The sequence below is a fragment of the Hyalangium gracile genome, from assembly GCF_020103725.1.
Lineage (GTDB): Bacteria > Myxococcota > Myxococcia > Myxococcales > Myxococcaceae > Hyalangium > Hyalangium gracile.
Genome location: NZ_JAHXBG010000022.1, coordinates 68,825 through 91,506, shown reverse-complemented (window position 1 = coordinate 91,506; position 22,682 = coordinate 68,825). Strand labels below are relative to the sequence as shown.

Annotated in this window: 15 protein-coding genes; 13 read left to right on the top strand and 2 right to left on the bottom strand. The window is 69.4% G+C overall.

The genetic code is table 11. The features are described from left to right. The first annotated feature begins 41 nt into the window (after positions 1-41). Positions 42-1,793 (top strand): DNA polymerase/3'-5' exonuclease PolX, encoded by a 1,752-nt coding sequence (gene polX, locus KY572_RS34635; RefSeq protein WP_224247954.1) that lies wholly within the window; start codon positions 42-44, stop codon positions 1,791-1,793. 4 nt (positions 1,794-1,797) lie between these two features. On the opposite strand, the gene KY572_RS34630 is transcribed toward polX, so the two are convergent. Next, on the bottom strand, positions 1,798-4,407 hold the full coding sequence (locus KY572_RS34630; RefSeq protein WP_224247953.1) for a RiPP maturation radical SAM C-methyltransferase: 2,610 nt from the start codon (positions 4,405-4,407) through the stop codon (positions 1,798-1,800). 328 nt (positions 4,408-4,735) lie between these two features. Here KY572_RS34630 and KY572_RS47485 point away from each other — a divergent pair, with 328 nt between their 5' ends. From KY572_RS47485 to KY572_RS34605, 6 genes are all read left to right on the top strand, one after another. Beyond that, on the top strand, positions 4,736-4,861 hold the full coding sequence (locus KY572_RS47485) for a hypothetical protein (protein ID WP_263452241.1): 126 nt from the start codon (positions 4,736-4,738) through the stop codon (positions 4,859-4,861). Between the two features lie 97 nt (positions 4,862-4,958). After that, positions 4,959-5,096 carry a hypothetical protein gene (locus tag KY572_RS34625; RefSeq protein WP_224247952.1) on the top strand — a complete coding sequence of 46 codons (138 nt, stop codon included), beginning with the start codon at positions 4,959-4,961 and terminating at the stop codon, positions 5,094-5,096. Between the two features lie 100 nt (positions 5,097-5,196). Beyond that, complete coding sequence (locus KY572_RS34620; protein ID WP_224247951.1) at positions 5,197-8,445, top strand: lantibiotic dehydratase; 3,249 nt, start codon at positions 5,197-5,199, stop codon at positions 8,443-8,445. An 83-nt stretch (positions 8,446-8,528) separates the two neighbouring features. Continuing rightward, positions 8,529-9,476: an efflux RND transporter periplasmic adaptor subunit gene (locus KY572_RS34615; protein WP_224247950.1), complete on the top strand. Its 948-nt coding sequence runs from the start codon at positions 8,529-8,531 to the stop codon at positions 9,474-9,476. Continuing rightward, entirely contained in the window at positions 9,469-11,751 is a 2,283-nt protein-coding gene (locus KY572_RS34610; protein ID WP_224247949.1) for a peptidase domain-containing ABC transporter, read from the top strand. Before KY572_RS34615 ends, KY572_RS34610 begins: the two co-directional genes overlap by 8 nt. A gap of 3 nt (positions 11,752-11,754) precedes the next feature. After that, positions 11,755-13,152: an MBL fold metallo-hydrolase gene (locus KY572_RS34605; RefSeq protein WP_224247948.1), complete on the top strand. Its 1,398-nt coding sequence runs from the start codon at positions 11,755-11,757 to the stop codon at positions 13,150-13,152. Positions 13,153-13,155: 3 nt separating this feature from the next. Here KY572_RS34605 and KY572_RS34600 read toward each other — a convergent pair whose 3' ends face one another. Further along, positions 13,156-14,031 carry an efflux RND transporter periplasmic adaptor subunit gene (locus tag KY572_RS34600; protein ID WP_224247947.1) on the bottom strand — a complete coding sequence of 292 codons (876 nt, stop codon included), beginning with the start codon at positions 14,029-14,031 and terminating at the stop codon, positions 13,156-13,158. 132 nt (positions 14,032-14,163) lie between these two features. On the opposite strand from KY572_RS34600, the gene KY572_RS34595 reads away from it, so the two are divergent. From KY572_RS34595 to KY572_RS34570, 6 genes are all read left to right on the top strand, one after another. Next, the gene (locus KY572_RS34595; RefSeq protein WP_224247946.1) at positions 14,164-14,769 is read left to right on the top strand and encodes an MXAN_2756 family trypsin-like serine endoprotease; all 606 of its coding nucleotides are present in this window, start codon (positions 14,164-14,166) and stop codon (positions 14,767-14,769) included. Further along, the gene (mrtX, locus tag KY572_RS34590) at positions 14,766-15,491 is read left to right on the top strand and encodes a myxosortase MrtX (protein ID WP_224247945.1); all 726 of its coding nucleotides are present in this window, start codon (positions 14,766-14,768) and stop codon (positions 15,489-15,491) included. The genes KY572_RS34595 and mrtX overlap by 4 nt, the downstream gene beginning before the upstream one ends. A gap of 225 nt (positions 15,492-15,716) precedes the next feature. Next, positions 15,717-18,854, top strand: coding sequence for a TonB-dependent receptor (locus KY572_RS34585; protein ID WP_224247944.1), 3,138 nt, complete (start codon positions 15,717-15,719; stop codon positions 18,852-18,854). 14 nt (positions 18,855-18,868) lie between these two features. Next, positions 18,869-19,567: a hypothetical protein gene (locus KY572_RS34580; protein ID WP_224247943.1), complete on the top strand. Its 699-nt coding sequence runs from the start codon at positions 18,869-18,871 to the stop codon at positions 19,565-19,567. A gap of 263 nt (positions 19,568-19,830) precedes the next feature. Beyond that, entirely contained in the window at positions 19,831-20,628 is a 798-nt protein-coding gene (locus KY572_RS34575; RefSeq protein WP_317987939.1) for an alpha/beta fold hydrolase, read from the top strand. A gap of 14 nt (positions 20,629-20,642) precedes the next feature. Then, positions 20,643-22,682 (top strand): ATP-binding protein, encoded by a 2,040-nt coding sequence (locus KY572_RS34570; protein WP_224247942.1) that lies wholly within the window; start codon positions 20,643-20,645, stop codon positions 22,680-22,682.

Below are 22,682 nucleotides of genomic sequence, written 5' to 3'. Positions count from 1 at the left end.
CATGCCTGCGCGCTCGCCCCACTCGGATTACCTTCTCTCACGTGAACCCGCCCTCGCTCGACAAAGCCGCCGTCGCAAAGATTCTCCGGGAGCTCTCCCTCCTCCTTCAGCTCAAGGGCGAGAACGCTTTCAAGGTCCGCGCCTATGACACCGCCGCCGACCGCCTGCTCGGGATGACCCAGGATCTCGGCCTGCTCGTTCGGGAAGGTCGCCTGCAAGAGCTCCCAGGGATCGGCCAGGGGCTCGCCGAGAAGATCTCCGAGCTGGTCACCACCGGGAAGCTCGCCTTCCACGAGGAGCTCAAGGCCGAGCTGCCCGCTGGCCTCCTGGACATCCTCCAGCTCCCCGACATGGGCCCCAAGAAGGCCATGGCCCTCTGGAAGGAGCTCCAGGTGTGCACCGTCGCCGACCTGGAGAAGGCCTGCCGCGACGGCCGCGTGCGCCAGCTCAAGGGCTTCGGCGCCAAGAGCGAGGCGAAGATCCTCGAGGGCATCGCCGTCCACCAGCGCGTCCACGGCAAGCGCAAGCTCCTGGGCGACGTGCTCCCCACCGTCGAGAGCCTCCTGGAGCTCCTGCGCGCCGTCCCCGGCGTGGTCCGCGTCTGCCCCGCCGGCAGCGTGCGGCGCCGCGCCGAGACGGTCGCGGACGTGGATCTGCTCGCCTCCGCCCCCCAGGCCGAGCCCGCGCTCGCCGCGCTGGCCAATGCCCCCGGCGTCGCGGTGCTCATCGGCAAGGGCGAGTCCAAGTGCTCCGTCCGCATGCACGCCGAGGATCTCCAGGTGGATCTGCGCGTGCTCCCGGACGAGGACTTCGCCACCGCGCTCCACCACTTCACCGGCTCCAAGGCCCACCACGTCCGGCTGCGCGGCATCGGCCAGGACCAGGGCTACAAGATCTCCGAGTGGGGCGTGCACCGCGCCGACGGCACCAAGCTGCCCATCCACGACGAGGCGGACATCTACAAGCTGCTCGGCATGCAGTACGTCCCGCCCGAGCTGCGCGAGGACACCGGAGAGATCGAAGCCGCGCTCGAGGGCCGGCTGCCGGAGGACCTCATCACCCTGGAGGAGGTGCGCGGGCTGGTGCACTCGCACAGTACCTGGTCCGACGGGAAGAACTCCCTGGAGGAGATGGCCCGCGCCGCCCAGGCCATGGGCCTGCAGTACCTCACCGTCACCGAGCACAGCCAGGCGGCCATCTACGCCGGCGGCCTCAAGGAGGACGATCTCAAGCGCCAGTGGGAGGAGATCGACCGGGTGAACGAGAAGGTCCCCGGCTTCCGCCTGCTCAAGGGCATCGAGGTGGACATCCTCGAGTCCGGGGCGCTCGACTACCGCGACAGCGTGCTGGAGAAGCTCGAGGTGGTCATCGCCTCCGTCCACGTCCGCCACGGCATGAACGAGGAGCAGATGACCCGGCGCATGCTCAGCGCCATGGACAACCCGTTCCTCAACATCATCGGCCACCCCACCGGGCGCCTCATCCACGAGCGCGATCCGTACCCGCTCCACATGGAGGCCGTGCTGGACCGGGCCGCCGAGCGCGGCGTGGTGATGGAGGTGAACGGCAAGCCCGCGCGGCTGGACCTCAAGGCCGAGCACGTGCGCCTGGCCGTCCAGCGGGGGGTGAAGCTGGTGGTGAGCGCCGACGCGCACAAGATCCAGGACCTGCACCACCTGCCCTTCGCCGTCGCCACCGCGCGCCGGGGCTGGGCGCGCAGGGGCGACGTGCTCAACACGCTGCCGGCGGACCGCTTCATCGCCGCGCTCAAGGCGGCCCGCCAGCGCGCCTGAGCCGCTACACGGAGCTGGCCGGGATGGGCCAGTGCTGCATCTGGTACGGCAGCGCGACGAACCAGTCGCCCAGCCGCAGGACGAGGTCCTCTCCCATGAGGCTCTCCAGCACCTCCTGGTTGACCGGATCGTCCTTCAGGGCCTCCCAGGGCTGCGGCATGGCGAGCTTCTTGAACACCTCGCGCAGCGGCCCCTCATCCAGCGTGAAGCGGGCCTCGCGGCCCACGCGCATGTCCTTGATGAGCAGGAAGTTGGTGCCCGAGCGCCAGTAGAACTGGCCGTAGTAGTGCTTGTTGCCCCAGTCCTGCAGGGTCTCCGGCAGCTTGCCGTCCTGGACCGAGGGCGGCAGCAGGTGGTGGAAGCTCTGGGCGCGCACCGGCTCGCTGATCGCGCCCTTCCACTTCACGTTCACCCGGCGCGCCGTGCAGTCACGCAGGAAGCGCAGGAAGTGGACGCTCTCCTCCGGCCGCTGGTCGCCGATCTCCATCTCCCAGGGCACCTGCACCTCGACGACGCCGCGCGCCGCCAGCTGGGCGATCTGCGCGTCCGAGGGCCACACCCGCGTGGTGCGATCCTGGAGCACCACCGACACCGCCTGCAGGCCCTTGCGCGCCTCCACCAGCTGGGTCAGCTCCTCCCAGTCCGTGGACGAGATGGGCATGCGCACCTGCATCTCCTTCACGCGCTCGCCCGCCTTGAGCGCCGCCAGCGGCAGCTCCCGCGTGAAGCGCTCCACGGCCGTCTCCGGCTCCGCCGCCGCCAGCTTCAGCGTGCGGATGCGCTGCGGCACGGCCTTCAGCACCAGCGACACGAAGCGGCCCGCCTCCTCGAAGACCAGGCCCTGCTTGCGCCACTCGGCCAGATCTTTCGCCACCTGCTCCGACGTCGCCTCGATGCCGGCCTTGTGCAGCGCCTCGGCCGCGCTCACCGGCGACTGCGGGCGCCGCAGCAGCCGGAACAGCGCCACCCGGTACGCGTCGTCGTAGATGTAGTCCGCGCGTGGCCAGCCCTCGCGCCGGTCCTCGATGTAGATGTACTGGCCGTCATCCCGGAAGCTCAGGTCGCTCTTGCGGTAGACCTCCTGCCACTTGTCCACCAGCTCGCGCAGGCGCTTGGGCAGCTCGCCCTGGATGCCGCGCGGCGGCGCATCGAAGAGGTAGGCCAGATCCATCAGCTCCTCGTGAGGCAGGTTGTACACCAGGGGGTAGAACGGCGCCGGCCAGCGCTCGGCGAAGCCCAGGTCCTTGTTCTCGAAGTTCGGGCTGAAGCGCTCGAGCGCGATGCGGACCGCGCCCGACGGCGGGTGCAGGTGCGCCATCGCCGGGATCTGCTCCATGATGTTGAGGTAGTCCTCGTCCGTCTCCCCCGGGAAGCCGAACAGGTAGTTCCACGCGGTGGTGAGCCCCTGCTCCTCGCAGTCGCGCAGGGTGTGCATGTTGTGGCAGCCGCTGATGCCCTTGGCCATCAGCTTGAGCACGTGGGTGCTCAGGTTCTCGATGCCCGGCTGCACGAAGACGACGCCCGCGTCCTTCAGCATCTGGATCTGATCCGCGGTGAGGTTGGACTTCACCTCGTAGTGCACGCGCAGGTTCAACCCCTCGCGGACGATGTGCGGCAGCAGGTTCTTGAAGTACTTCAGGTCGATGATGTTATCGACCATGAGGATGTCCAGCGTCTGGTGGCGCTCCACCAGGCGGCGGATCTCCTCGCGCATCTGCTCCGGGGGCTTGCTGCGGAACGACATCAGCGAGCCGTTGAGGCCGCAGAAGGTGCAGTGGTGCTTCTCGCCCCACCAGCAGCCGCGCGCGCCCTCCATGATGAGCTTGGGCTCCAGCTCGCCGCGCAGCTGCGAGCGCCCCAGCGCCTCGAAGTACGCGTCGTAGTTGGGCAGCGGGATCTGGTTGGCCGGGAACGCGTGCGTGCGCTCCGGGTTGGCCACGTGCTTGCCGTCCTGGCGCCAGCACAGGCCCTGCACGTCCTTCAACTCACCGTGGCCGTTGAGCGCGTCCAGCGTGTCCACGAAGGTCTGCTCGCCCTCGCCGCGCACGACGAAGTCCAGGAAGTCGTAGTTGCGGTGCACCGCCAGGCCCTGCGGGCCGTCGCAGTTGGCGCCACCCATCATCGTCTTCACGTGGGGCGCCAGTTCCTTGATGCGCTTGGCCAGCGCCAGCGAGGCCACGTTCTGCATGAACGTGCTGGTGAAGCCCACCACGTCCGGCTTGAGCGCCAGCAGCTGGTCCGCCATCTTGTGGATGAAGTCCGTGCTCCAGCGGTGCATCTGCGGCAGCCAGTCGGACCACTTGCCGCCCTTGGCCTGCTTCAGGAACGCGGTGTACTCGTCCACCTTCCACTCGGACGTGCCGTGCAGCGCCGGGGTGAAGATCCAGTCGCCCAGGCCCTGGAAGATGCCGCCCTCGGCCACCTGCGTGTAATCGATGGAGCGCAGCTTCCCGCCCGAGCGCTGGTGGATGTAGTCGGCCCACAGCAGGTGCGCGTAGACGTCGATGACCTCGTGCTTGTCCCGACACTGCTGCACACGCTCGTGGAGGATGCCCACTGCCAGCGAAGGTGTGTCCAGCGAGTGCCACGGCATGGCGACGAGAATGATGCGCATCGAGGATTCCCCGTTATTCATGGACTAGCGGTTCACCATTATTTTACACTTTAGGTGTCAGAAGTCGATGGCATGCCTTCCCGAAAGGGCGTCACCCCTTGCGCCGCCGGCGGATCATGACGGCAGGATTCAGAGAGGCGTCGGGTGATCCATTTTGGATCAGGGAGATCCCAAAAAAGGAAAAATGCGCAATGGTGAAAATCTCCTTTGACGCCCCTAACGTCTTAGTTTAGTTTTACTGATCGTGGGGGATGCCGAGGATTCAATCGCCTCAGCAGCCCTCCGCCTTCCGTCCACAGGAAGTGTTCACCCACGCAAGGAGCAAGAAATGCAGAACAAGAAGCTCTCCCTGAAGAAGGAGCAGATCCGCACCCTCAACGAGTCTGAGGTCAACCTGCTCGACTCTGTCGTGGGCGGCACCATCACGGTCACGATCAAGGTCTCCGCGGAGTAAGCAGCGGCGCTTCCCAGTGGGCAGGGGACCGAGCGCTTCTGCCAACCTCCAGCTTCCATCTCACCGGTAGTACCAACCCCCGCAAAGGAGTAGGACCATGCAGAACAAGAAGCTCTCCCTGAAGAAGGAGCAGATCCGCACCCTCAACGAGTCCGAGGTCAACCTGCTCGACTCCGTTGTCGGTGGCACCGTCCGGGTCACGATCGAGATCAGCATCTCCGCCGACGCCCAGTAAGGGCTGACGCCGCATCTCCTGTCGTATCGGGGAGAAGGGAAGCGCTTGAACCCAGGCGTTTCCCACCCCCCCGAGGTTCATGGAGTATCCTCTCGGAAAGATGACGGATCCCATGAACGAGTCCCCGCCGCGAACGGGCTTTTCCGCGTCAGGGTTCTTCGCCGTCCGTAGCCCGGTCCTTCCCCTCGACATCCTGCTGGCCTGGAGCCAGGGGCTGAGCGCGAGCCAGGCGCCCGAGAGCGCCCGAGCCGATGCGCTGGCCCACGACGCGGCCCTGCTGCGCGAGCGGCTGCGGCGGCACGTGGCGGATCCGCTGGTGCAGGAGGCGCTCTTCCTGGCCTCGCCCAGCCTGGTGGAGAGCCTGCCGCAGTGGGAGGCCAGCCCCGAGTCCGAGCGAGGCCAGAAGGTGGAGCGCACGCTGGTGCGCTACTTCACGCGGATGGCCAGCCGCGCCACGCCCTTCGGCCTGTTCGGCAGCCACTCCGTGGGCCGGCTCGGTGAGCACACCCGCCTGCGTCTGGCCGAGCGCGGCGCGCTGCGCCGGCACGTGCGGCTGGACTTCGACTACCTGCAAGCGCTCGTGGCCCAGGTGCGCAAGGCGCCCGAGGTGCTGCGCGCGCTGCGCTACGTGCCCAACTCCAGCCTGTACCGCGTGGCCGATCGGCTGCGCTACCTGGAGACGCGCCAGCGCGAGCGGGACTACAGCTATCACCTGGTGGCGGTGGAGCCCTCGCCCTACCTGGAGGCCACGCTCGAGCGGGCCCGCGCGGGGGCCTCGCTGGAGGAGCTGGCCGCCGCGCTGGTGGAGAGCGATCCCGAGGTGGCGCTGGACGAGGCCCTGTCGTACCTGGAGACGCTCGTGGGCGAGCAGCTGCTCGTGCCCACCTGGGGCCCTCCCCTCACCGGCCCCCAGCCCCTGCCCGCCCTCGTGGAGAGCGCGCGGCAGGTGCCGGCCCTGGAGCCGATCCGCCAGCAGCTGAGCGCCGTGCAGTCTCGGCTGACGGAGCTGAACGCGGCGCCGCCCGGCCAGCCGGCCCACGTCTATCGCGAGCTGTCCCAGCAGCTGGAGGCACTGCCCGTCTCCGTCTCCGTGGAGCAGGGCCACCTCTTCCACGTGGAGGCGTTCCGCCCCGTCACCCAGGCCACCCTCTCGCCGGCGGTGCTCGAGGAGCTGGAGCACAGCCTCGAGGCGCTGCGGCGCACCAACCCGAGCCAGCGCGCGGAGCACCCGCTGGAGCTCTTCCGTACCCGCTTCCTCAAGCGCTACGAGGGGCGCTCGGTGCCGCTGCTGGAGGCGCTGGACGACGAGAACGGCGTGGGCTTCACCTTCGGCCGCGCGCCGGGCACCACCACCGGCCCGCTGCTGGCGGGGCTGGCCTTCCCTGGAGGCCGCCGTCAGGACAAGGGCTCCTTCGAGCCGCGCCACCACCACCTGCTGCGCCTGCTCGAGTCCACCTGGCGCGAGGGCGCCCAAGAGCTGGTGCTCACCGCGGAGGATCTCCGCGCCCTGGAGGCGCCCGATCCCTACCCGCTGCCGGATGCCTTCGGCGTGCTGGGCACGGTGTCCGCCGCCTCCCCGGAGGCGATGGACCGGGGCGAGTTCCGCTTCCACCTGGAGAATGCCCACGGGCCCTCGGGCGCCGTCTACCTGGGGCGCTTCTGCCACGGGGATCCGGAGCTGGCGGGCCTGGTCCGCGAGCACCTGCGCGCCGAGGAAGCGCTCCGGCCGGACGCCATCTTCGCGGAGCTCGTCCACCTGCCGCAGGGGCGGATGAGCAACATCACCTATCGCCCCCTGCTGCGCCGCCACGAGCTGCCCTTCCTGGGACAGTCCGGCGCGGCCCTGGACGAGCAGCTCCCCCTGACGGACCTGTGGCTCTCCGAGGAGGGGGGCCGCCTGGTGCTGCGCTCGAAGCGGCTGGGGCGCGAAGTCATTCCCCGGATGACGACGGCCCACAACTACGGCGTCTACGGCGTGGGGGTGTACCGGTTCCTGGGCCTGATGCAGAGCCCGCATGGCCTGGGGCTCGAGTTCCAGTGGGGTCCGCTGGCCAATGCCTCCTTCCTGCCGCGCGTGGTGCATGGCCGCACCGTGTTCTGCCTGGCGCGCTGGAACGTGGAGGGCGACACCCTGCGCGCCTGGGGCGAGGCCCAGGGCGCGGCCCGCTTCGAGGCCGTGCAGCGCGTGCGGACCCGGATGCGCATGCCCCGCTGGGTGTGCGTGAAGGACGACGACAACCAGCTCCTGGTCGATCTGGACAACGTGCTGTGCGTGGAGACGCTCGTCCAGCTCGTGAAGGCGCGCTCGCGCCTCACCCTGGAGGAGCTGTTCCCCGGCCCGGACGGGCTGTGCGCGGAGAGCGGCGATGGCCGCTACGTGCACGAGCTGGTCATCCCCTTCGTCCGCCAGGCCGCCTCCGTCAAGCCGAGCCGCCCCGTGCCGCCTCCGGTGGAGGAGCGCCCCCGGGCGCGCCAGTTCCCGCCGGGCTCCGAGTGGCTCTACCTCAAGCTCTACGGAGGGACGATCACCCTGGATCGGCTGCTGGCCAGCACGCTGGGCGAGGCCCTGCGGCAGGCCCAGGCCTCGGGCGCGACGGACCGGTGGTTCTTCATCCGCTACAACGATCCGGAGCCCCACCTGCGCCTGCGCTTCCACGGCGCTCCCGAGCGCCTGCAGGCCGAGGTGTGGCCCAGGCTGCGCGAGGCGTGCGCCGCCTTCCTCCAGGAGGGCACCGGCTGGCGCGTGCAGCTGGACACCTATGAGCGCGAGCTGGAGCGCTACGGCGGCCCGGTGGGCACGGAGCTCTCCGAGGCGCTCTTCTGCGCCGACAGCCTGGCCGTGCTGGAGATCCTCCAGACGTGCCCGGCGGACGCGGGGGCCGAGCTGCGCTGGCGCCTGGCCCTCAAGGGCATGGACGCCCTGATGGACGAGCTGGGGATGACGCTGGAGCAGAAGCTGGACCTGGTGGAGCAGAACCGGGCCGGCTACGGCGCCGAGTTCCACGCGAACAAGGCCCTGGAGGTGCAGCTGGGCGCGCGCTACCGCCGCGAGAGCCGGCAGCTCGAGGCCCTGCTGAGCGCGCCGGCTGAAGCCCAGGGTCCCTTCCGGGACGGGCTGCTGGCCTTCCAGCGCCGCGCGGCCCGTACCCGCCCCGTGGCCGAGCTGCTGCGCAAGGCCGAGCAGGCGGGCAAGCTCTCGGTGTCCGTGGGGGAGCTGGCGAGCAGCTACCTCCACATGCACGTCAACCGGCTGCTGCCCGAGGAGCAGCGCGCCCATGAGCTCGTCCTGCACGACTTCCTGGTCCGGCTGTACCGCTCGCGCCTGGCCCGCCGGAAGAAGGGTACGTAGGTAGCCGTGGCCTCGCGGCACCGGTATTCTTCGCCAGCCAGGGCCAGGGGGCCCGGTTCCCGCCCGCCGGGGAAGAAGAGACCATGACCCAGGAGACGTCGCAGAAGCTCTTCCGCCAGCAGGCGCTGGAGCACCACGCCCGGCCCGAGGCCCAGGGCGCCCTGCTCCAGCTGGCGCCCATCTGGGCCCGCACCGCGTACTGGATCGTCGTGGCGCTGGTGACGGTGGGCGGCGTGGGCCTGGCGCTGGTGGACATCCACGACTACGCCCAGGGCCCCGCCTTCGTTCAAGTCAAGGGCGTGGAGGACGTCATCTCCAACGCCGGCGGCAAGGTGAGCCGGGTGCGCGTCAAGCGCGGGCAGCAGGTGAAGGCCGGCGAGCCGCTGGTGGAGCTGTACGCCAGCCTCGAGTCCGTGGAGCGCGAGCGGCTGGAGCAGGAGTTCCGCACCCAGCTGGCCGCCACGCTGCTCAACCCGAACAACACGGCGGCCCAGCAGGCGCTGTCGAACATGCGCTCCGCGCTCGATCTGAGCCAGGCCCGCCTGGCCGAGCGCTCCCTGCGCTCGCCCTTCGATGGCTGGATCCACGACGTGCGCGTGCGCGAGGGCCAGGTCATCGGCACCGGCGAGGTGGTCGTCTCGGTGATGCGCGAGGGCACCGAGTGCTGGGTGCAGGCGCTGGTGCCCGGCCGCTACCGGCCGATGATCAAGCCCGGCCAGGGCTTCCGGCTGGAGCTGGAGGGCTTCCCCTACCTGTACCAGGAGCTCACCGTGGACTCGCTCAGCGACGAGCTGGTGGGCCCCGCCGAGGTGCGCCGCTACCTGGGGCCGGACCTGGGAGACGCCGTGCAGCTCGAGGGCCCCGTCATGGTGGTGGAGGCCCGCCTGCCGGCCAGCTCCTTCCGCACCGACAAGCGCGACTACAACTACTACACCGGCATGCCCGGTACGGCGCGCATCAAGGTCCGCGCGCGCAATGGCTGGGTCACGCTGCTGCCCATCCTCGAGTACCTGAGGAACGACGATGAGTGAGGAGCAGCCGCAGAAGGAGCAACAGGAGCAGCAGGAGCAGCAGTCCGAGGAGGAGTCCTCCTCGCGCTCCTTCGCCGACCGCTTCCCGGCGCTCCACCGGCTGGGAGAGACGCTGTTCCGGCGGCGCGTGCCCTTCGTGCCACAGGTGGCCCAGGTGGACTGCGGCGCCGCGTGCCTGGCCATGGTGCTGGGCTACTACGGCCGCACGGTGAGCCTGGACGAGATCCACGTGGCCGCCGGCCTCACCATCCGCGGCATCAGCGCGCGCGCGCTGCTCGAGGCGGGCAAGCGCTTCGCGCTGATCGGGCGCGCGGCCAAGGTGGACCTGGACGAGCTGCACCTGCTGCCCGCCGGCACCGTGCTGCACTGGGAGTTCCGCCACTTCGTCGTCTTCGAGCGCGTGGTGCGCAAGGGCGTGGAGGTGGTGGACCCCTCCTTCGGCCGCCGCCTGGTGCCGATGGAGCAGTTCGGCAAGTCCTTCACCGGCATCGCCCTGCTCTTCGAGCCCTCGGACGAGTTCAAGACGGGCAACTCCTCGAAGAGCTCGGGGCGCTACGTACGAATGCTGTTGCAGGAGCGCCCCACGCTGGTGCGCGTGGCGGTGATGTCGCTGCTGCTCCAGCTCTTCTCGCTGGCCCTGCCCTCGCTCACCGGAGCGGTGGTGGATCGGGTGGTGCCCAACGGGGACCAGACGCTGCTGAACATCCTGGCGGCCGGCATGGCCGCGCTGGCCCTCTTCCAGTTCCTCTCCTCGCTGGTGCGCGCCCACCTGCTGCTGCACGTGCGCACGCTGCTGGACACGCGGCTGACGCTGGGCTTCCTGGACCACCTGGTCCACCTGCCCTTCTCCTTCTTCCAGCTGCGCTCGGCCGGTGACCTGATCAACCGGCTCAACAGCAACAGCACCCTGCGCGAGCTCGTGACGGCGGGCGCCCTGTCCGGCCTGCTCGATGGCAGCCTGGTGCTGGTGTACCTGGCGCTGCTGTTCGCCGGCAGCTGGCAGATCGCCCTGCTGGCGGTGGGCCTCAGCCTGCTGCAGGTGCTCGTCTTCGCCTTCTCGAAGGGGCGGCAGCGCGACTTGATGGCCAAGAACCTCGAGGTGAGCGCCTCGGCGCAGAACTACGAGGTGGAGATGTTCGCCGGCATCCAGACGCTCAAGGCCATGGGCCTGGAGAACCGGGCGGTGCAGCACTGGTCCAACCTCTACGTGGACGTGCTCAACGTCACCCTGGAGCGAGGCCGCCTGCAGGCCATCACCGACTCCATCACCAGCACCCTGCGCATGGCCTCGCCGCTGGCCATCCTCACCGTGGGCGCCATGCAGGTGCTCGACGGGGAGATGAGCCTGGGCCAGATGCTGGCCCTCAACGCCCTGGCGGTGGGCTTCCTCACCCCCATCTCCAACCTGGTGAGCATCGGCCTGCAGCTCCAGGTGGTGGGCAGCTACCTGGAGCGCGTGGACGACGTGATGCGCGCCCCGCGCGAGCAGCAGCCCTCCGCCAGGCGCCACACCCCCAAGCTCCTGGGCAGCGTCCAGCTGGAGAACGTCTCCTTCCGCTACGGCGCCAACTCGCCCATGGTGGTGCAGGACGTGTCGCTGCGCATCGAGCCGGGCCAGTTCGTGGCCGTCGTCGGCCGCTCGGGCGCGGGCAAGTCCAGCCTGGCGCACCTGATGCTGGGCCTGTACCTGCCCACCGGCGGCGTCATCCGCTACGACGGCATGCCGCTGCAGGACATGGATCTTCAGGAGCTGCGGCAGCAGATGGGCGTGGTGCTGCAGAGCCCCTCGCTGTTCCGCGGGGACATCCGCCGCAACATCGCCTTCGCCGATCCGACGCTGCCCCTGGAGAAGGTGGCCGAGGCCGCCGCCCGCGCCCAGGTGCACGAGGACATCATGGCCATGCCCATGAACTACGAGACGGTGCTCAGCGAGATGGGCGCCTCGCTCTCGGGCGGGCAGCGGCAGCGCCTGGCCATCGCCCGCGCGCTGGTGCACGAGCCGGCGATCCTCCTGCTCGACGAGGCCACCAACGCGCTGGACGCCAAGACGGAGCGCGCGGTGCAGGACGCGCTGGCGAAGCTCAAGTGCACGCGCGTGGTGATTGCCCACCGCCTGAGCACCATCCGCGAGGCGGACGTCATCCTCGTCATGAACCAGGGCAAGCTGGTGGAGAAGGGCCGCCACGAGGAGTTGATGGCCCTGGGCGGCCACTACGCCGAGCTCGTCGCGGCGCAGGAGCGCTCCTCGCCAGAGCGCATCAGCAAGGCAGGGTGAGATATGCGTATCGCTCCCGAGGTCATCATCGATCTGACGTCCCTCCCGGAGCGCAGCGATGTGCCCTTCCCGGACCTCATCAAGGGCCTCATCGAGGCGCGCTTCGAGCCTCGGGCGTCCCGCCGGCTGCTGGAGCACTTCAACGGGAAGATGAAGGAGCCGCTGCTGCGCCCCGAGGGCGTCGCCGACGGCGGCTACCTCGTCCACGAGGACGTGCTCTTTCCCAAGGCCTCCCACTGGTGGATCCTCTTCCAGGACGCCGAGGAGCGGCTGTCCTCCACGCTGGACGTGGACGCCGTGTCCGTGGTGGCGGACTTCCTGCGCACGGCCACCCACGCGACGGACCCCGAGCAGGTGCGCGAGGCCTGGCCCTTCGACGAGGACGCCTGGGTGCGGCGGCTGGTGAGCGCTCCTCCGCCCGAGCTGCTCTGGCCCGAGCCGAGCGGCCCCGGCCTCTACCGGCGTGAGCACGCCAGCCTGCTCATCCGCTCGCGGACGGCGGGCATCCTGGTGGATCCCATCACCCTGCAGCGGCGGATGCAGAGCATCGGCCAGGTCCCCGGCAACCTGCGGCCGGACGCGGTGGACGCCGTCGCCATCACCCACAGCCACGTGGACCACTGGCACATGCCGTCGCTGATGGCCCACCTGGCGCGGGCGGACGTGCCCGTCATCGTCCCGCGCGTGACGCGCCCCAACCTGCTGACCTTCCAGGACTTCGAGGCGGAGCTGCGCACCTGTGGCCAGGCGGCCCGCGCCCCGGCCTGGGGCGAGACGCTGCGCATCGGCGACATCGAGGTGGACATCCTCCCCTTCTATGGCGAGCAGCCCACCCGCGAGGGCCGGGCGCTGCGCGAGGGGCTGCGCAGCTGGGGCAACTGCTACCGCTTCACCACCGAGGACTTCTCGTGCGCGCTGCTGGTGGACACGGGAGAGGATCCGGCGGGCAACATGCTCGAGGTGATGGCCGAGTCCTGCCGGCGGCGGGGCCCGGTGGACCTGCTGCTGTGCTGCCAGCGTGAGTTCCTCTCGCCCTTCTTCGGCGGGCTGCACCACTACTGGGCGGCGCTGCCCTGGGAGCACCTGCGCTCGCTCTACGAGGACTACGAGCACCAGCGGCTGCGGTGCACCACCGCCGGAGTCGCGGGGGCGGTGGAGCTGTGTGCCGCCAGCCAGGCCCGCTTCTTCCTGCCCTACGCCAACGGCTTCGAGGGCGTGGGCAAGCCCATTACCGACATCGGCTGGGGGCTGGGCGAGCCGTCCGAGGCCAGCCGCAACGCCCTCATGCGCGAGGAGCTCGGGCGCCGGGGCCTGAAGACGCAGGTGCTGGACTGGAACCCGGGAGACGTGGCCCGGATGGAGCGCGGACGGGTGGAGCTGGCGCGAGTGCTCGCGCCCTGAGACTCAGGGCCCGCTGTTCTGCGCGGTGGCGGGCGCGGCGCCCAGCTGCACGAGGGCCAGCAGCCCGCTGGGCACCTTGCCCCGGTGCGAGGCCGGAATGTCCAGGCGCGCCTCGGCCTTGAGCAGCCGCGAGGCCTGATCCACCTCGGGAGAGACGCTGTCCACCACGCCCGTGAGGACGATGCCCAGCGTCTCCACCCGGGCCGACACCGTCGAGCCCACCCGGAGCAGCCCCGCCTGGGCGATGGGCACGGCGAAGCGCAGCCGCAGCTCCTCGCTCACCAGCCGGATGACGGGCGTCGTCTGCGTCACCTGCGTGCCCGGGTACAGGTAGATCTCCGAGACGAGCCCCGCGAAGGGCGCGCGGACCCGCGCGTTCTCCAGGCTGATGGCCGCCTCGGACGCCCGGGCCTGGGCCTCGGAGGCGCGCGCCTTGGCGAGCTCCACATCGGCGGTGGCCAGCGCCACCTGGTTCTCGGCCGTCTCCACCGCCTCCGCGGCGGAGTAGTCCTTGATGCGCTTCTCGCGCTCCAGCCGCTGCTGGGCCTGGGTGAGCAGGATGATGTTGCGGTTGACGTCCGCCTCGGCGGCCTTCACGCCCGCCTGCCGCGCGGCGTGCTCGTGCTGGAGCGTCTGCGTCTCCAGCTGAGCCACCACCTGCCCGGCGGCCACGCGCTCACCCAGGCGGACCTTCAGGTCCTCCAGGCGGCCCGCCACCTTGGGCCCCAAATCCAACGTGCGGGTCGCCACCACCACACCCACCAGCCCATCCGCCTGAGCGCCAGAGGGAGCCTCGGCGCCTCCCACGGGCGACGCGCCCAGCCCGACCAGGGCCAGGGACGCCAGGGCCCACCACCTTCCAGGAAGCTTCCCGCTCATTGCCCTCTATCCTCAACGGACGCCCTGGGGATGTCCAGAGAGGCCCCCGCACCCCAGGTGCGAGTCGGATGCCTGCTCGCCGCTCGGAAGGCCCCCACGCCGCGCGCGGCTCGGTGTAACCTGCCGGCCGCGTTGACGCCTCGCCTCCCTGCCCTCCTGCTCCTCTGTGTCGGACTTGCGGCCCACGCCTCCGGCCCCGACCGGCCCACGCGCGCGGACCTGCAGAAGGCGCTCGAGCTGCATGAGCGCTCCGTGGTGCGCGTGGTCGCCCCGCGCCGCTCCGGCCCGGGCGTCATCGTCGGCTCCGGGGGCCAGGTGCTCACCGCCGTGGACCATGTCAGCCTGGAGACCACCGAGGTGGAGTTCGGCGGGAAGCGGCTGCCGGCCTCGGTGGTGCTCGCCAACGCGTACCTGAAGGTGGCCGTCATCGCCGCGCCCAGCGGCACCTACCCCTCCGTGCCGGTGAAGGTGCAGGCCGAGGGGCTCGCCGGCCAGTGGCTCATCGGCGTGGTGCGCGGCAAGGGCAAGCGGCCGGCGCAGCCGTTCACCGCCGTGGCCAAGGGCGCGAAGGAGGAGCCCTTCGTCGATCTGGATCTCCCGTTTCCCCCGGGCAGCCCGCTGTTCGACACGCAGGGCCGGCTGGTGGCCGTCGTCGTCCAGCGCCGGGCCACCGGGTGCCGGGCCCTGCCGCTGTCCGCCGTGAAGCTCCAGCTCGCCTCCGCGGCGGGGAGCCCATGAGCTCCGCCCTCGCCCCGCCCACGCGCCTGTCCGCGGTGCAGGAGGTGGTCGTCCTGTGGGCCGTGGGCTTCCTGGGCATCATCGTCTCGTTCGTGCTCTTCGGCGGCAGCAGCATCCCCAAGCTGGTGGCCACGGTGGGCTTCCTCTACCTGCCGCTCATCCCCATGCGCTGGCGGGACGAGGACTACCGCGACTACGGGCTGACGCTGCGTGCCTGGCGCCAGGACGTGCGGCTGTTCCTCACGTTCAGTCTCATCGTCGGTCCGCTGTTCTTCGCCGGCTTCTACCTCTGGGTGGAGGTGCTGCCCCACCTGCCCTCGGGGCTGGCGCGGCTCCTGTCGCCGCACGTCGGCGTGGCGCACTTCACGCCCCGGCTCCCGCCGCGCTTCCCCGAGTGGGTCATCGACCAGCTCTTCGTCGTGGCGCTGCCCGAGGAGTTCTTCTACCGGGGCTACATGCAGACGCGGCTGCGCGACGCATGGCCGCACGGACGCAAGGTGTTCGGCGTGCGGCTGGGGCCCGCCTTCTGGCTCACGCAGGTGCTCTTCGCCCTGGGCCACCTGGCCATCTTCCAGGCCTGGCGCCTGTCCGTCTTCTTCCCCGCGCTGCTGTTCGGCTGGATGCGCGAGCGCACCGGCACCGTCGTCGGCGCGGCCCTCTTCCACGCCGCGTGCAACCTCTTCGTGCGCTTCCTCGAGGTCTCCTTCTTCGGCGGCGCCTGAAGCCCTCAGCTCGTTGCTGCTCCACGGAGTTCGCACGCTCGAGCCGACCTGACGGGTCTTCTCCGCTCCGCCTCCCTGTCCAATCACATTCGATCAAGTGTTCACAAGTATTCAAGGAATTGGGGTATAGCTGGGAGACCCTGGTGCCTCCGCACACGCGCGGAAGAGCACCCATCCGAGAGGGCATTCCCAGTGAATCGTCTTCAGAGAAGTCAGGCCCTGGCCTTGGCGCTCGCGGTGTGCACGGCCCTCTGGGCCCCCACCGTCCTGGCCCAGCAGAGCGCCTCCGTCATCACCGGCACCGTGGTGGACGCGAGCGACCAGAAGCCCGTGGCCGACGTGGTCGTCACCGCCACCTCCACCGCGCTGCAGGGCGAGGAGATCGCCGTCACGGACGCCAGCGGCACCTACCGCATCCCGCAGCTGCCGCCCGGCGTCTACACGCTGCGCTTCGAGAAGGAGAGCTACCAGCCCTACTCGCGCACGGAGATCACCCTGCGGCTCAACCGCACCATCCGCCTCAACGCGCAGCTCCTCCCGGATCAGTTCGAGACGACGATCGAGCTCCTCGGCACGCCGCCGGCCATCGACGTGGGCTCCACGCGCACCGGCCTGAGCGTGGACACGGACGTGGTGCGCAACATCGCCGTGGCCCGCCCCGGCTCCAAGGGCAGCGCGGCGCGCTCCTTCGAGAGCCTGGCGGATCTGGCCCCCGGCGCCAACGCGGACGCGTACGGCATCTCGCTCAACGGCACCACGTCCCCGGAGAACGGCTTCCTGGTGGACGGCCTGTCCACGGGCAACCCCTCCACCGGCACGCTCGGCTCGCCCATCTCCGTGGAGTTCATCCAGGAGGTGAACGTCATCACCGGCGGCTTCATGCCCGAGTTCGGCCGCTCCACCGGCGGCGTGGTGACGGCCGTCACCAAGTCCGGCTCCAACGAGTTCCACGGGACGCTCTTCAGCAACCTGTCCCCCGGCGCCTTCGAGGGCACGCCCCGCCCCGTCATCCGCGCCGGCAGCACCATCACCACCACCCAGAAGCTGTGGAACCTGGGTGACTTCGGCGGTGACCTGGGCGGCCCCATCCTCAAGGACAAGCTCTGGTTCTACGTGGGCGTGGCGCCCTCCTTCACCCGGCGCCAGCTCCAGCGCAACCTGAACACCTTCGTGCTGGACGAGAACAACCGGCCCGTCTTGAACGAGAACGGCCTGACGCGCACCGAGCCCATCCCCGGCACCACCACCAACGCCTTCGTGGACCAGCGCCAGGTGCAGTACATCGGCAAGCTCACCTGGCAGGCCGCCGCGGACCACACCCTCACCCTGTCCGTCTACGGCGCTCCCAGCGGCTCGGGCGGCAACGGCCGCTACGCCTTCCGCGTGGACGACAACGCCGTCGAGGTGGACAACCTGGCCGGCAGCTACTCGGCGCTCGCGCACCGGGTGGAGACGAACTCGCGGGACCTCTCCCTCAAGCTGGCCTCCTCCTTCCTGGACAAGAAGCTGCTGCTGGACGCCACCGTGGGCTGGCACTACCAGCGCGACGCCACCCTGCCCTCGGACGGCAGCGGCATCGGCAGCACGGAGGGCCTGGCCGGCGTGCCCCAGTTCGAGATGCTGCGCTCCTCGCGGCCCAACCCGGACAACCCCTCCGGCAGCCTGCCGCACTTCTACTCCATCAACGACTTCGAGCAGCTGCCGGACCCCTCCGTGTGTGATCCGGCCGGCACGGTGAACGCCGTGCGCTGCCCGGTGAACGGCTACTTCCTGGGCGGCCCCGGCTTCCTGCAGGACCGCACCGTGCACCGCTACCAGGGCAACGTGGTGGGCACCGCGCTGCTCACCGCCCTGGGCCACCACGTCATCAAGGCCGGCTTCGACACGGAGCTGATGACCAACGAGGACGTGCGCGGCTACTCGGGCAAGGTCTTCTACCGCGAGGCCGTCAACGGACAGACGTTCTCGGACTTCCGCGCCTTCGGCTACCTCACCGGGCCGGACGAGGTGGTGATCCAGCCCTCCGTCAACCCGTCCACCCGCGCGCTGGCCATCGGCGGCTTCCTGCAGGACTCGTGGAGCGTGATGGACAAGGTGACGCTCAACGCGGGCGTGCGCTACGACACGCAGACCGTCTACGGCACCGGCGGCGACGTGGCCTTCCGGCTGGGCAACCAGCTGTCGCCGCGCATCGGCGTCATCTACGATCCCACCCATCAGGGCCGGTCCAAGCTCTACGCCAGCTTCGCGCGCTACTACCAGAACGCGGTGCTGGCCATGGTGAACTCGCAGTTCTCCAACATCACCCGCATCCAGGCCACGCGCCGCCGCGCGGCCCAGGGAGATGGGCCCGGGTGCGATCCGCTCGTCCAGGCGGCGCCCTACTCCGAGTGCGCCAGCGACGCCAACGTGGTGCCCAGCAGCAACGCCAACCTGCTCAGCCCCAAGTACAGCCAGACGTTCGCCATCAACAGCCCGGTGGATCCGGACCTGGAGCCGCAGTCCTCGGATGAGTTCGTGGTGGGCGCCGACTACGAGCTCTTCGCCCGCGCCACGCTGGGCCTCCAGTACACCCACCGCGACATGAACGCCGTCATCGAGGACATGTCGCGCAACGAGGCCACCAACTACTTCATCGGCAACCCGGGCCGCGGCATCGCCTCCGAGTTCCCCAAGCCGGTGCGCAACTACGACGCCGTCACCCTGCAGCTCAACAAGGCCTTCTCGGACCTCTGGCTGGTGCAGGCCAGCTACACCTGGTCGCGCCTGTGGGGCAACTACTCGGGCCTCTTCCGCCCGGAGAACCTGCAGCTGGCGCCCAACGTCACCTCCGACTTCGATCTCATCTCGCTGACGGAGAACAAGACGGGCCTGCTGCTGCTGGACCGCACCCACTCGGTGAAGCTGTACGGCGCCAAGGAGTTCCCCATCAACGGCCAGCTCAGCCTCAACCTGGGCATGTCCTACCGGGGCACCTCCGGCGCGCCCATCAACGTGACGGGCGCCCACTACATCTATGGTCCGGACTTCACCTTCATCCTCCCGCGCGGCGCGGGGGGCCGGCTGCCCTTCGTGCACAACTTCGACACGCGCCTGACGGCCAGCTACCGGCTCAGCCGCGACATGGTGGCCAGCCTGAGCGTGGACGTGTTCAACCTCTTCAACTTCCAGCAGTACACCGCCGTGGACCAGCGCTACACCGCCGAGACGGTGGACGCCCTCGTCGGCGGCACGCGGGAGGATCTGGCCAACCTGAAGGTCCGCGGCACCACCCGCGACGTCATCGTCAACCCCAACTTCGGCAAGCCCACCGCCTACCAGACGCCTCGCAGCATCCGGTTCGGCGCTCGCCTCGCGTTCTAAGCGGAGCCCCTCTCATGAAGACCCTTTCCGCCTTCACCTGGATCCTCCCGCTGGGGTGCGCGGCGCTGCTGAGCGCGTGCGACACCAGCGAGCCCCTGCCCCAGTGCACCATCGGCCGCGGCGAGCACGCCGTGCGCTACGTGCTCGTCAGCGGCAACGGCCCGTGCGCCAACAAGACGGCCGAGCGCGTGGGCGCGCAGATCTTCCGCACGCCGGGCTCGGGCCAGCCTCCCACGCTGACCTTCAAGCCGGCGCCGCTGGCCGCCAACCAGGGCAAGGACACCGCCAACTCCGCCACCACCTCGGGGGACTTCACCACCGAGTACCCCAGCGAGGAGGAGGAGCTCTGCGTGGTGCCCTCCATGTCCGAGGCCCGCCAGCGCATCGCCCAGGCGGACGGCTCGACGAGGGATCTGCGCTACCAGTTCAGCAACGTGCGCGTGCAGGGCTCGGCCGCCATCCCCGGCACCCAGTGGATCGCGGACCTCACCTTCACGGAGAACGACTGCACGGCCACCTACGTGGCCGTCGGCATGTTCCCGGCCCTCCAGTGCACGCGCAACGTGAACGGCCAGCCGGTGCGAGATCCCACCATCTGCCAGCAGCCGCAGCCCGGCCTCTCCATCGACCCGGCCTTCCCCACCACCTGCGACGAGACGACCAACCTCTGCGTGCTCAAGGGCGAGCCGCCCTCGCTCATCCAGCAGCCGTGATCCGCGCCGAGCCAGGGCCCGCCCACCGCCAGCGGTGAGCCGGTGAGCCCCGGGCCCTGTCTCAGGCGGGATGTTTCATGCTGGACCCTCATGTTGGACAAACATTGAGCGGCATCCGCTTTCCGACACTGCGAGTCCTCAAGGAGGAGCCCCTTGTTCACACCCCGTGAACAAACCCTTGAAATCCGGATTTTTAGGCCTAGGCTCCGGTGACTCGCGGCGATGTGACGACCCGCGTGAAACATCATCGGGAGTCATTCATCGTGCCTGCGGTCGCGCTCAAGAGAAACAACGTCCGGGTCCTGGGGACCGGCCCCCAGGCCATGATCTTCGCCCACGGCTACGGGTGTGATCAGAACATGTGGCGGTTCATCACCCCCGCCTTCCAGGACCAGTACCGCATCGTCCTGTTCGATCACGTGGGCGCCGGGCAGTCGGACGCCTCCGCGTACAACCGAGGCAAGTACGGCTCGCTGCATGGCTATGCCAGCGACGTGCTGGAGATCTGCCGCGAGCTGTCCCTGACGCGCGCCATCTTCGTCGGGCACTCGGTGAGCGCGATGATCGGCGTGCTGGCGGCCATCGCCGAGCCGGAGCGCTTCGACAAGCTCATCCTCATCGGCCCCTCGCCCTGCTACGTGAACGACGGCGACTACGTGGGAGGCTTCCACCGGGCAGACATCGACGGGCTGCTCGAGTCGCTCGACAGCAACTACCTGGGCTGGTCCAGCACCATGGCCCCCGTCATCATGGGCAACCCGGACCGGCCGGAGCTGGGCCAGGAGCTCACCAACAGCTTCTGCCGCACCAACCCGGAGATCGCCAAGCACTTCGCGCGCGTCACCTTCCTGTCCGACAACCGGGCCGATCTGCCGAAGGTGAAGACGCCATCGCTGCTGCTCCAGTGCTCGGAGGATCTCATTGCCCCGGAGGTGGTGGGCGAGTACCTGCACCGGAACCTGCCGGGCAGTCAGCTGCACAAGCTGAACGCCACCGGACACTGCCCGCACCTGAGTGCTCCGGAAGAGACCATCTCCGCCATGCGCGGTTACCTGTGCTGACTGGTAGGCCCGTCGTGTCCACCCGAACCGTCCCCCTGCCCCCCGGTGACGCGATGGGAGCGATCGAAGAGAGCGCCGAGGATCTCTACGAGAACGCTCCCTGCGGGTACATCTCCACGCTGCCGGACGGCACCATCGCCAAGGTCAACGGCACGTTCCTGAGCTGGACGGACTACTCCCGCGAGGAGCTGCTGAGCGGCAAGCGCTTCCAGGATCTGCTGGCCATCGGCGGGAAGATCTTCCACGAGACGCACTACGCCCCGCTGCTGCGAATGCAGGGGTTCATCAACGAGATCAACTTCGATCTGGTGTGCAAGGGCGGCCGGACGCTGCCGGTGCTGGTGAACACCGTCCAGAAGAAGGACGCATCCGGCAGGCTCATCTTCCACCGCACGACGATCTTCAACATCTCCGACCGCAAGAACTACGAGCGGGAGCTGCTGCTCGCGCGCCAGAAGGCGGAGCAGGCCACGAAGGCGAAGGCGGACTTCCTGTCCATGATGAGCCATGAGATCCGCACGCCGATGAACGCCATCATCGGCCTGTCGCACCTGCTGCGGCAGACGCGGCTCTCGGCCCAGCAGGAGAAGTACGCGGAGATCCTCCACGCCTCCTCCGAGAACCTGCTGAACCTGCTCAACGACATCCTGGACTTCAGCAAGCTGGAGGCGGGCAAGGTGTCGCTCGAGGAGCGCAATTTCCACCTGCTGCGGATGATCGAGGGCCTGTTCCACACCCACCAGGCCAAGGCCCAGGAGAAGGGGCTGGAGCTTCGGGTGAAGCTGGACGAGCGGGTGCCGGTGTGGCTGCTGGGCGACACCGTGAAGATCGGGCAGGTGCTCACCAACCTGGTGAGCAACGCCATCAAGTTCACCGAGCAGGGCTCCGTCACCGTGGAGGTGAAGACGCGGCAGCGGCACGCGGACGCCGTCACGCTGGAGCTCCAGGTCCGAGACACGGGCATCGGCATCGCGCCGGATCGGCTGAGCAAGGTGTTCGAGGAGTTCACCCAGGCCAGCTACGACATCAACCTGAAGTATGGCGGCACCGGCCTGGGGCTCACCATCTGCCAGCGGCTGCTGGAGTTCTACGGCAGCAAGCTCACGGTGGAGAGCGTGCTCGGCCAGGGCACCTGCTTCTCCTTCCCCCTGCGGCTGAAGCTGGGCCAGCCCGAGGGAGCGGCCGTGGGCGTGGAGGCGAGCCGCCCCGACGCGCAGCGGCTCCAGGGCGTCAAGCTCCTGGTGGCCGAGGATCAGTCCGTCAACGTCTTCGTGCTCTCCCAGTTCCTGCGCAAGTGGGGCGTGCAGTTCGAGGTGGTGGAGAACGGGCGGCTGGCGCTCGAGAAGCTCCAGGCGAAGCACTACGAGCTGGTGCTGATGGATCTGCAGATGCCGGAGATGAATGGCTATGAGGCCACGAGCGCGATCCGCGCCCTGCCCGACGAGCGCTTCCGGCGGCTGCCCATCCTGGCCCTGACGGCTTCCACCCGGGTGGGTGTCGAGGAGCGGCTCGACTTCTCCGGCTTCACGGACTTCGTTGGCAAGCCGTTCCGGCCGGAGGATCTCTTCGCGAAGATCGCCCTGTACAGCGGTCGCTCCCAGCCGGCCGCGCCCAAGGCCCCCCCGCCCATCCACGTGGCGCCGGTGCCGGCTCCGCCGGAGGAGCCCGAGGCGCCACCGCGCTTCAGCCTGGAGAAGTTCCGGGCCATGGCCGAGGGAGATCCGCACGCGCTGCTGGAGCTGAGCACCCTGGCCATTCACAACGCCGAGCGCTGCAAGCTGGACTTCCAGCAGGCGCTCGAGCACGGCGATCCGGAGGAGTTCGAGTTCCACGTCCACCGCATGAAGATGACCCTGGATCTGATGCAGGCCCGCGCGCTGTGGGCGGTGATCCAGCGGGCCCGGGAGCTCGTGGCGGAGCAGGCGCCGGAGCCGGAGCGGACCCAGGGCCTCATCCGCGAGCTGCACGCGGAGCTGGACGCCATCATCGTGGCGCTGAAGAACGAGGTGCGCACGGTGGCCGCGAGCCTGTCCGTGCTGGATGAGGACCTGTAG

What these genes read in the sequence shown, in the direction of transcription:
- KY572_RS34630 (WP_224247953.1), bottom strand. Translation starts at nt 4,407, where the DNA reads ATGCGCATCATTCTCGTCGCCATGCCGTGGCACTCGCTGGACACACCT.
- KY572_RS47485 (WP_263452241.1), top strand. Translation starts at nt 4,736, where the DNA reads ATGCAGAACAAGAAGCTCTCCCTGAAGAAGGAGCAGATCCGCACCCTC.
- KY572_RS34625 (WP_224247952.1), top strand. Translation starts at nt 4,959, where the DNA reads ATGCAGAACAAGAAGCTCTCCCTGAAGAAGGAGCAGATCCGCACCCTC.
- KY572_RS34620 (WP_224247951.1), top strand. Translation starts at nt 5,197, where the DNA reads ATGACGGATCCCATGAACGAGTCCCCGCCGCGAACGGGCTTTTCCGCG.
- KY572_RS34615 (WP_224247950.1), top strand. Translation starts at nt 8,529, where the DNA reads ATGACCCAGGAGACGTCGCAGAAGCTCTTCCGCCAGCAGGCGCTGGAG.
- KY572_RS34610 (WP_224247949.1), top strand. Translation starts at nt 9,469, where the DNA reads ATGAGTGAGGAGCAGCCGCAGAAGGAGCAACAGGAGCAGCAGGAGCAG.
- KY572_RS34605 (WP_224247948.1), top strand. Translation starts at nt 11,755, where the DNA reads ATGCGTATCGCTCCCGAGGTCATCATCGATCTGACGTCCCTCCCGGAG.
- KY572_RS34600 (WP_224247947.1), bottom strand. Translation starts at nt 14,031, where the DNA reads ATGAGCGGGAAGCTTCCTGGAAGGTGGTGGGCCCTGGCGTCCCTGGCC.
- mrtX (WP_224247945.1), top strand. Translation starts at nt 14,766, where the DNA reads ATGAGCTCCGCCCTCGCCCCGCCCACGCGCCTGTCCGCGGTGCAGGAG.
- KY572_RS34580 (WP_224247943.1), top strand. Translation starts at nt 18,869, where the DNA reads ATGAAGACCCTTTCCGCCTTCACCTGGATCCTCCCGCTGGGGTGCGCG.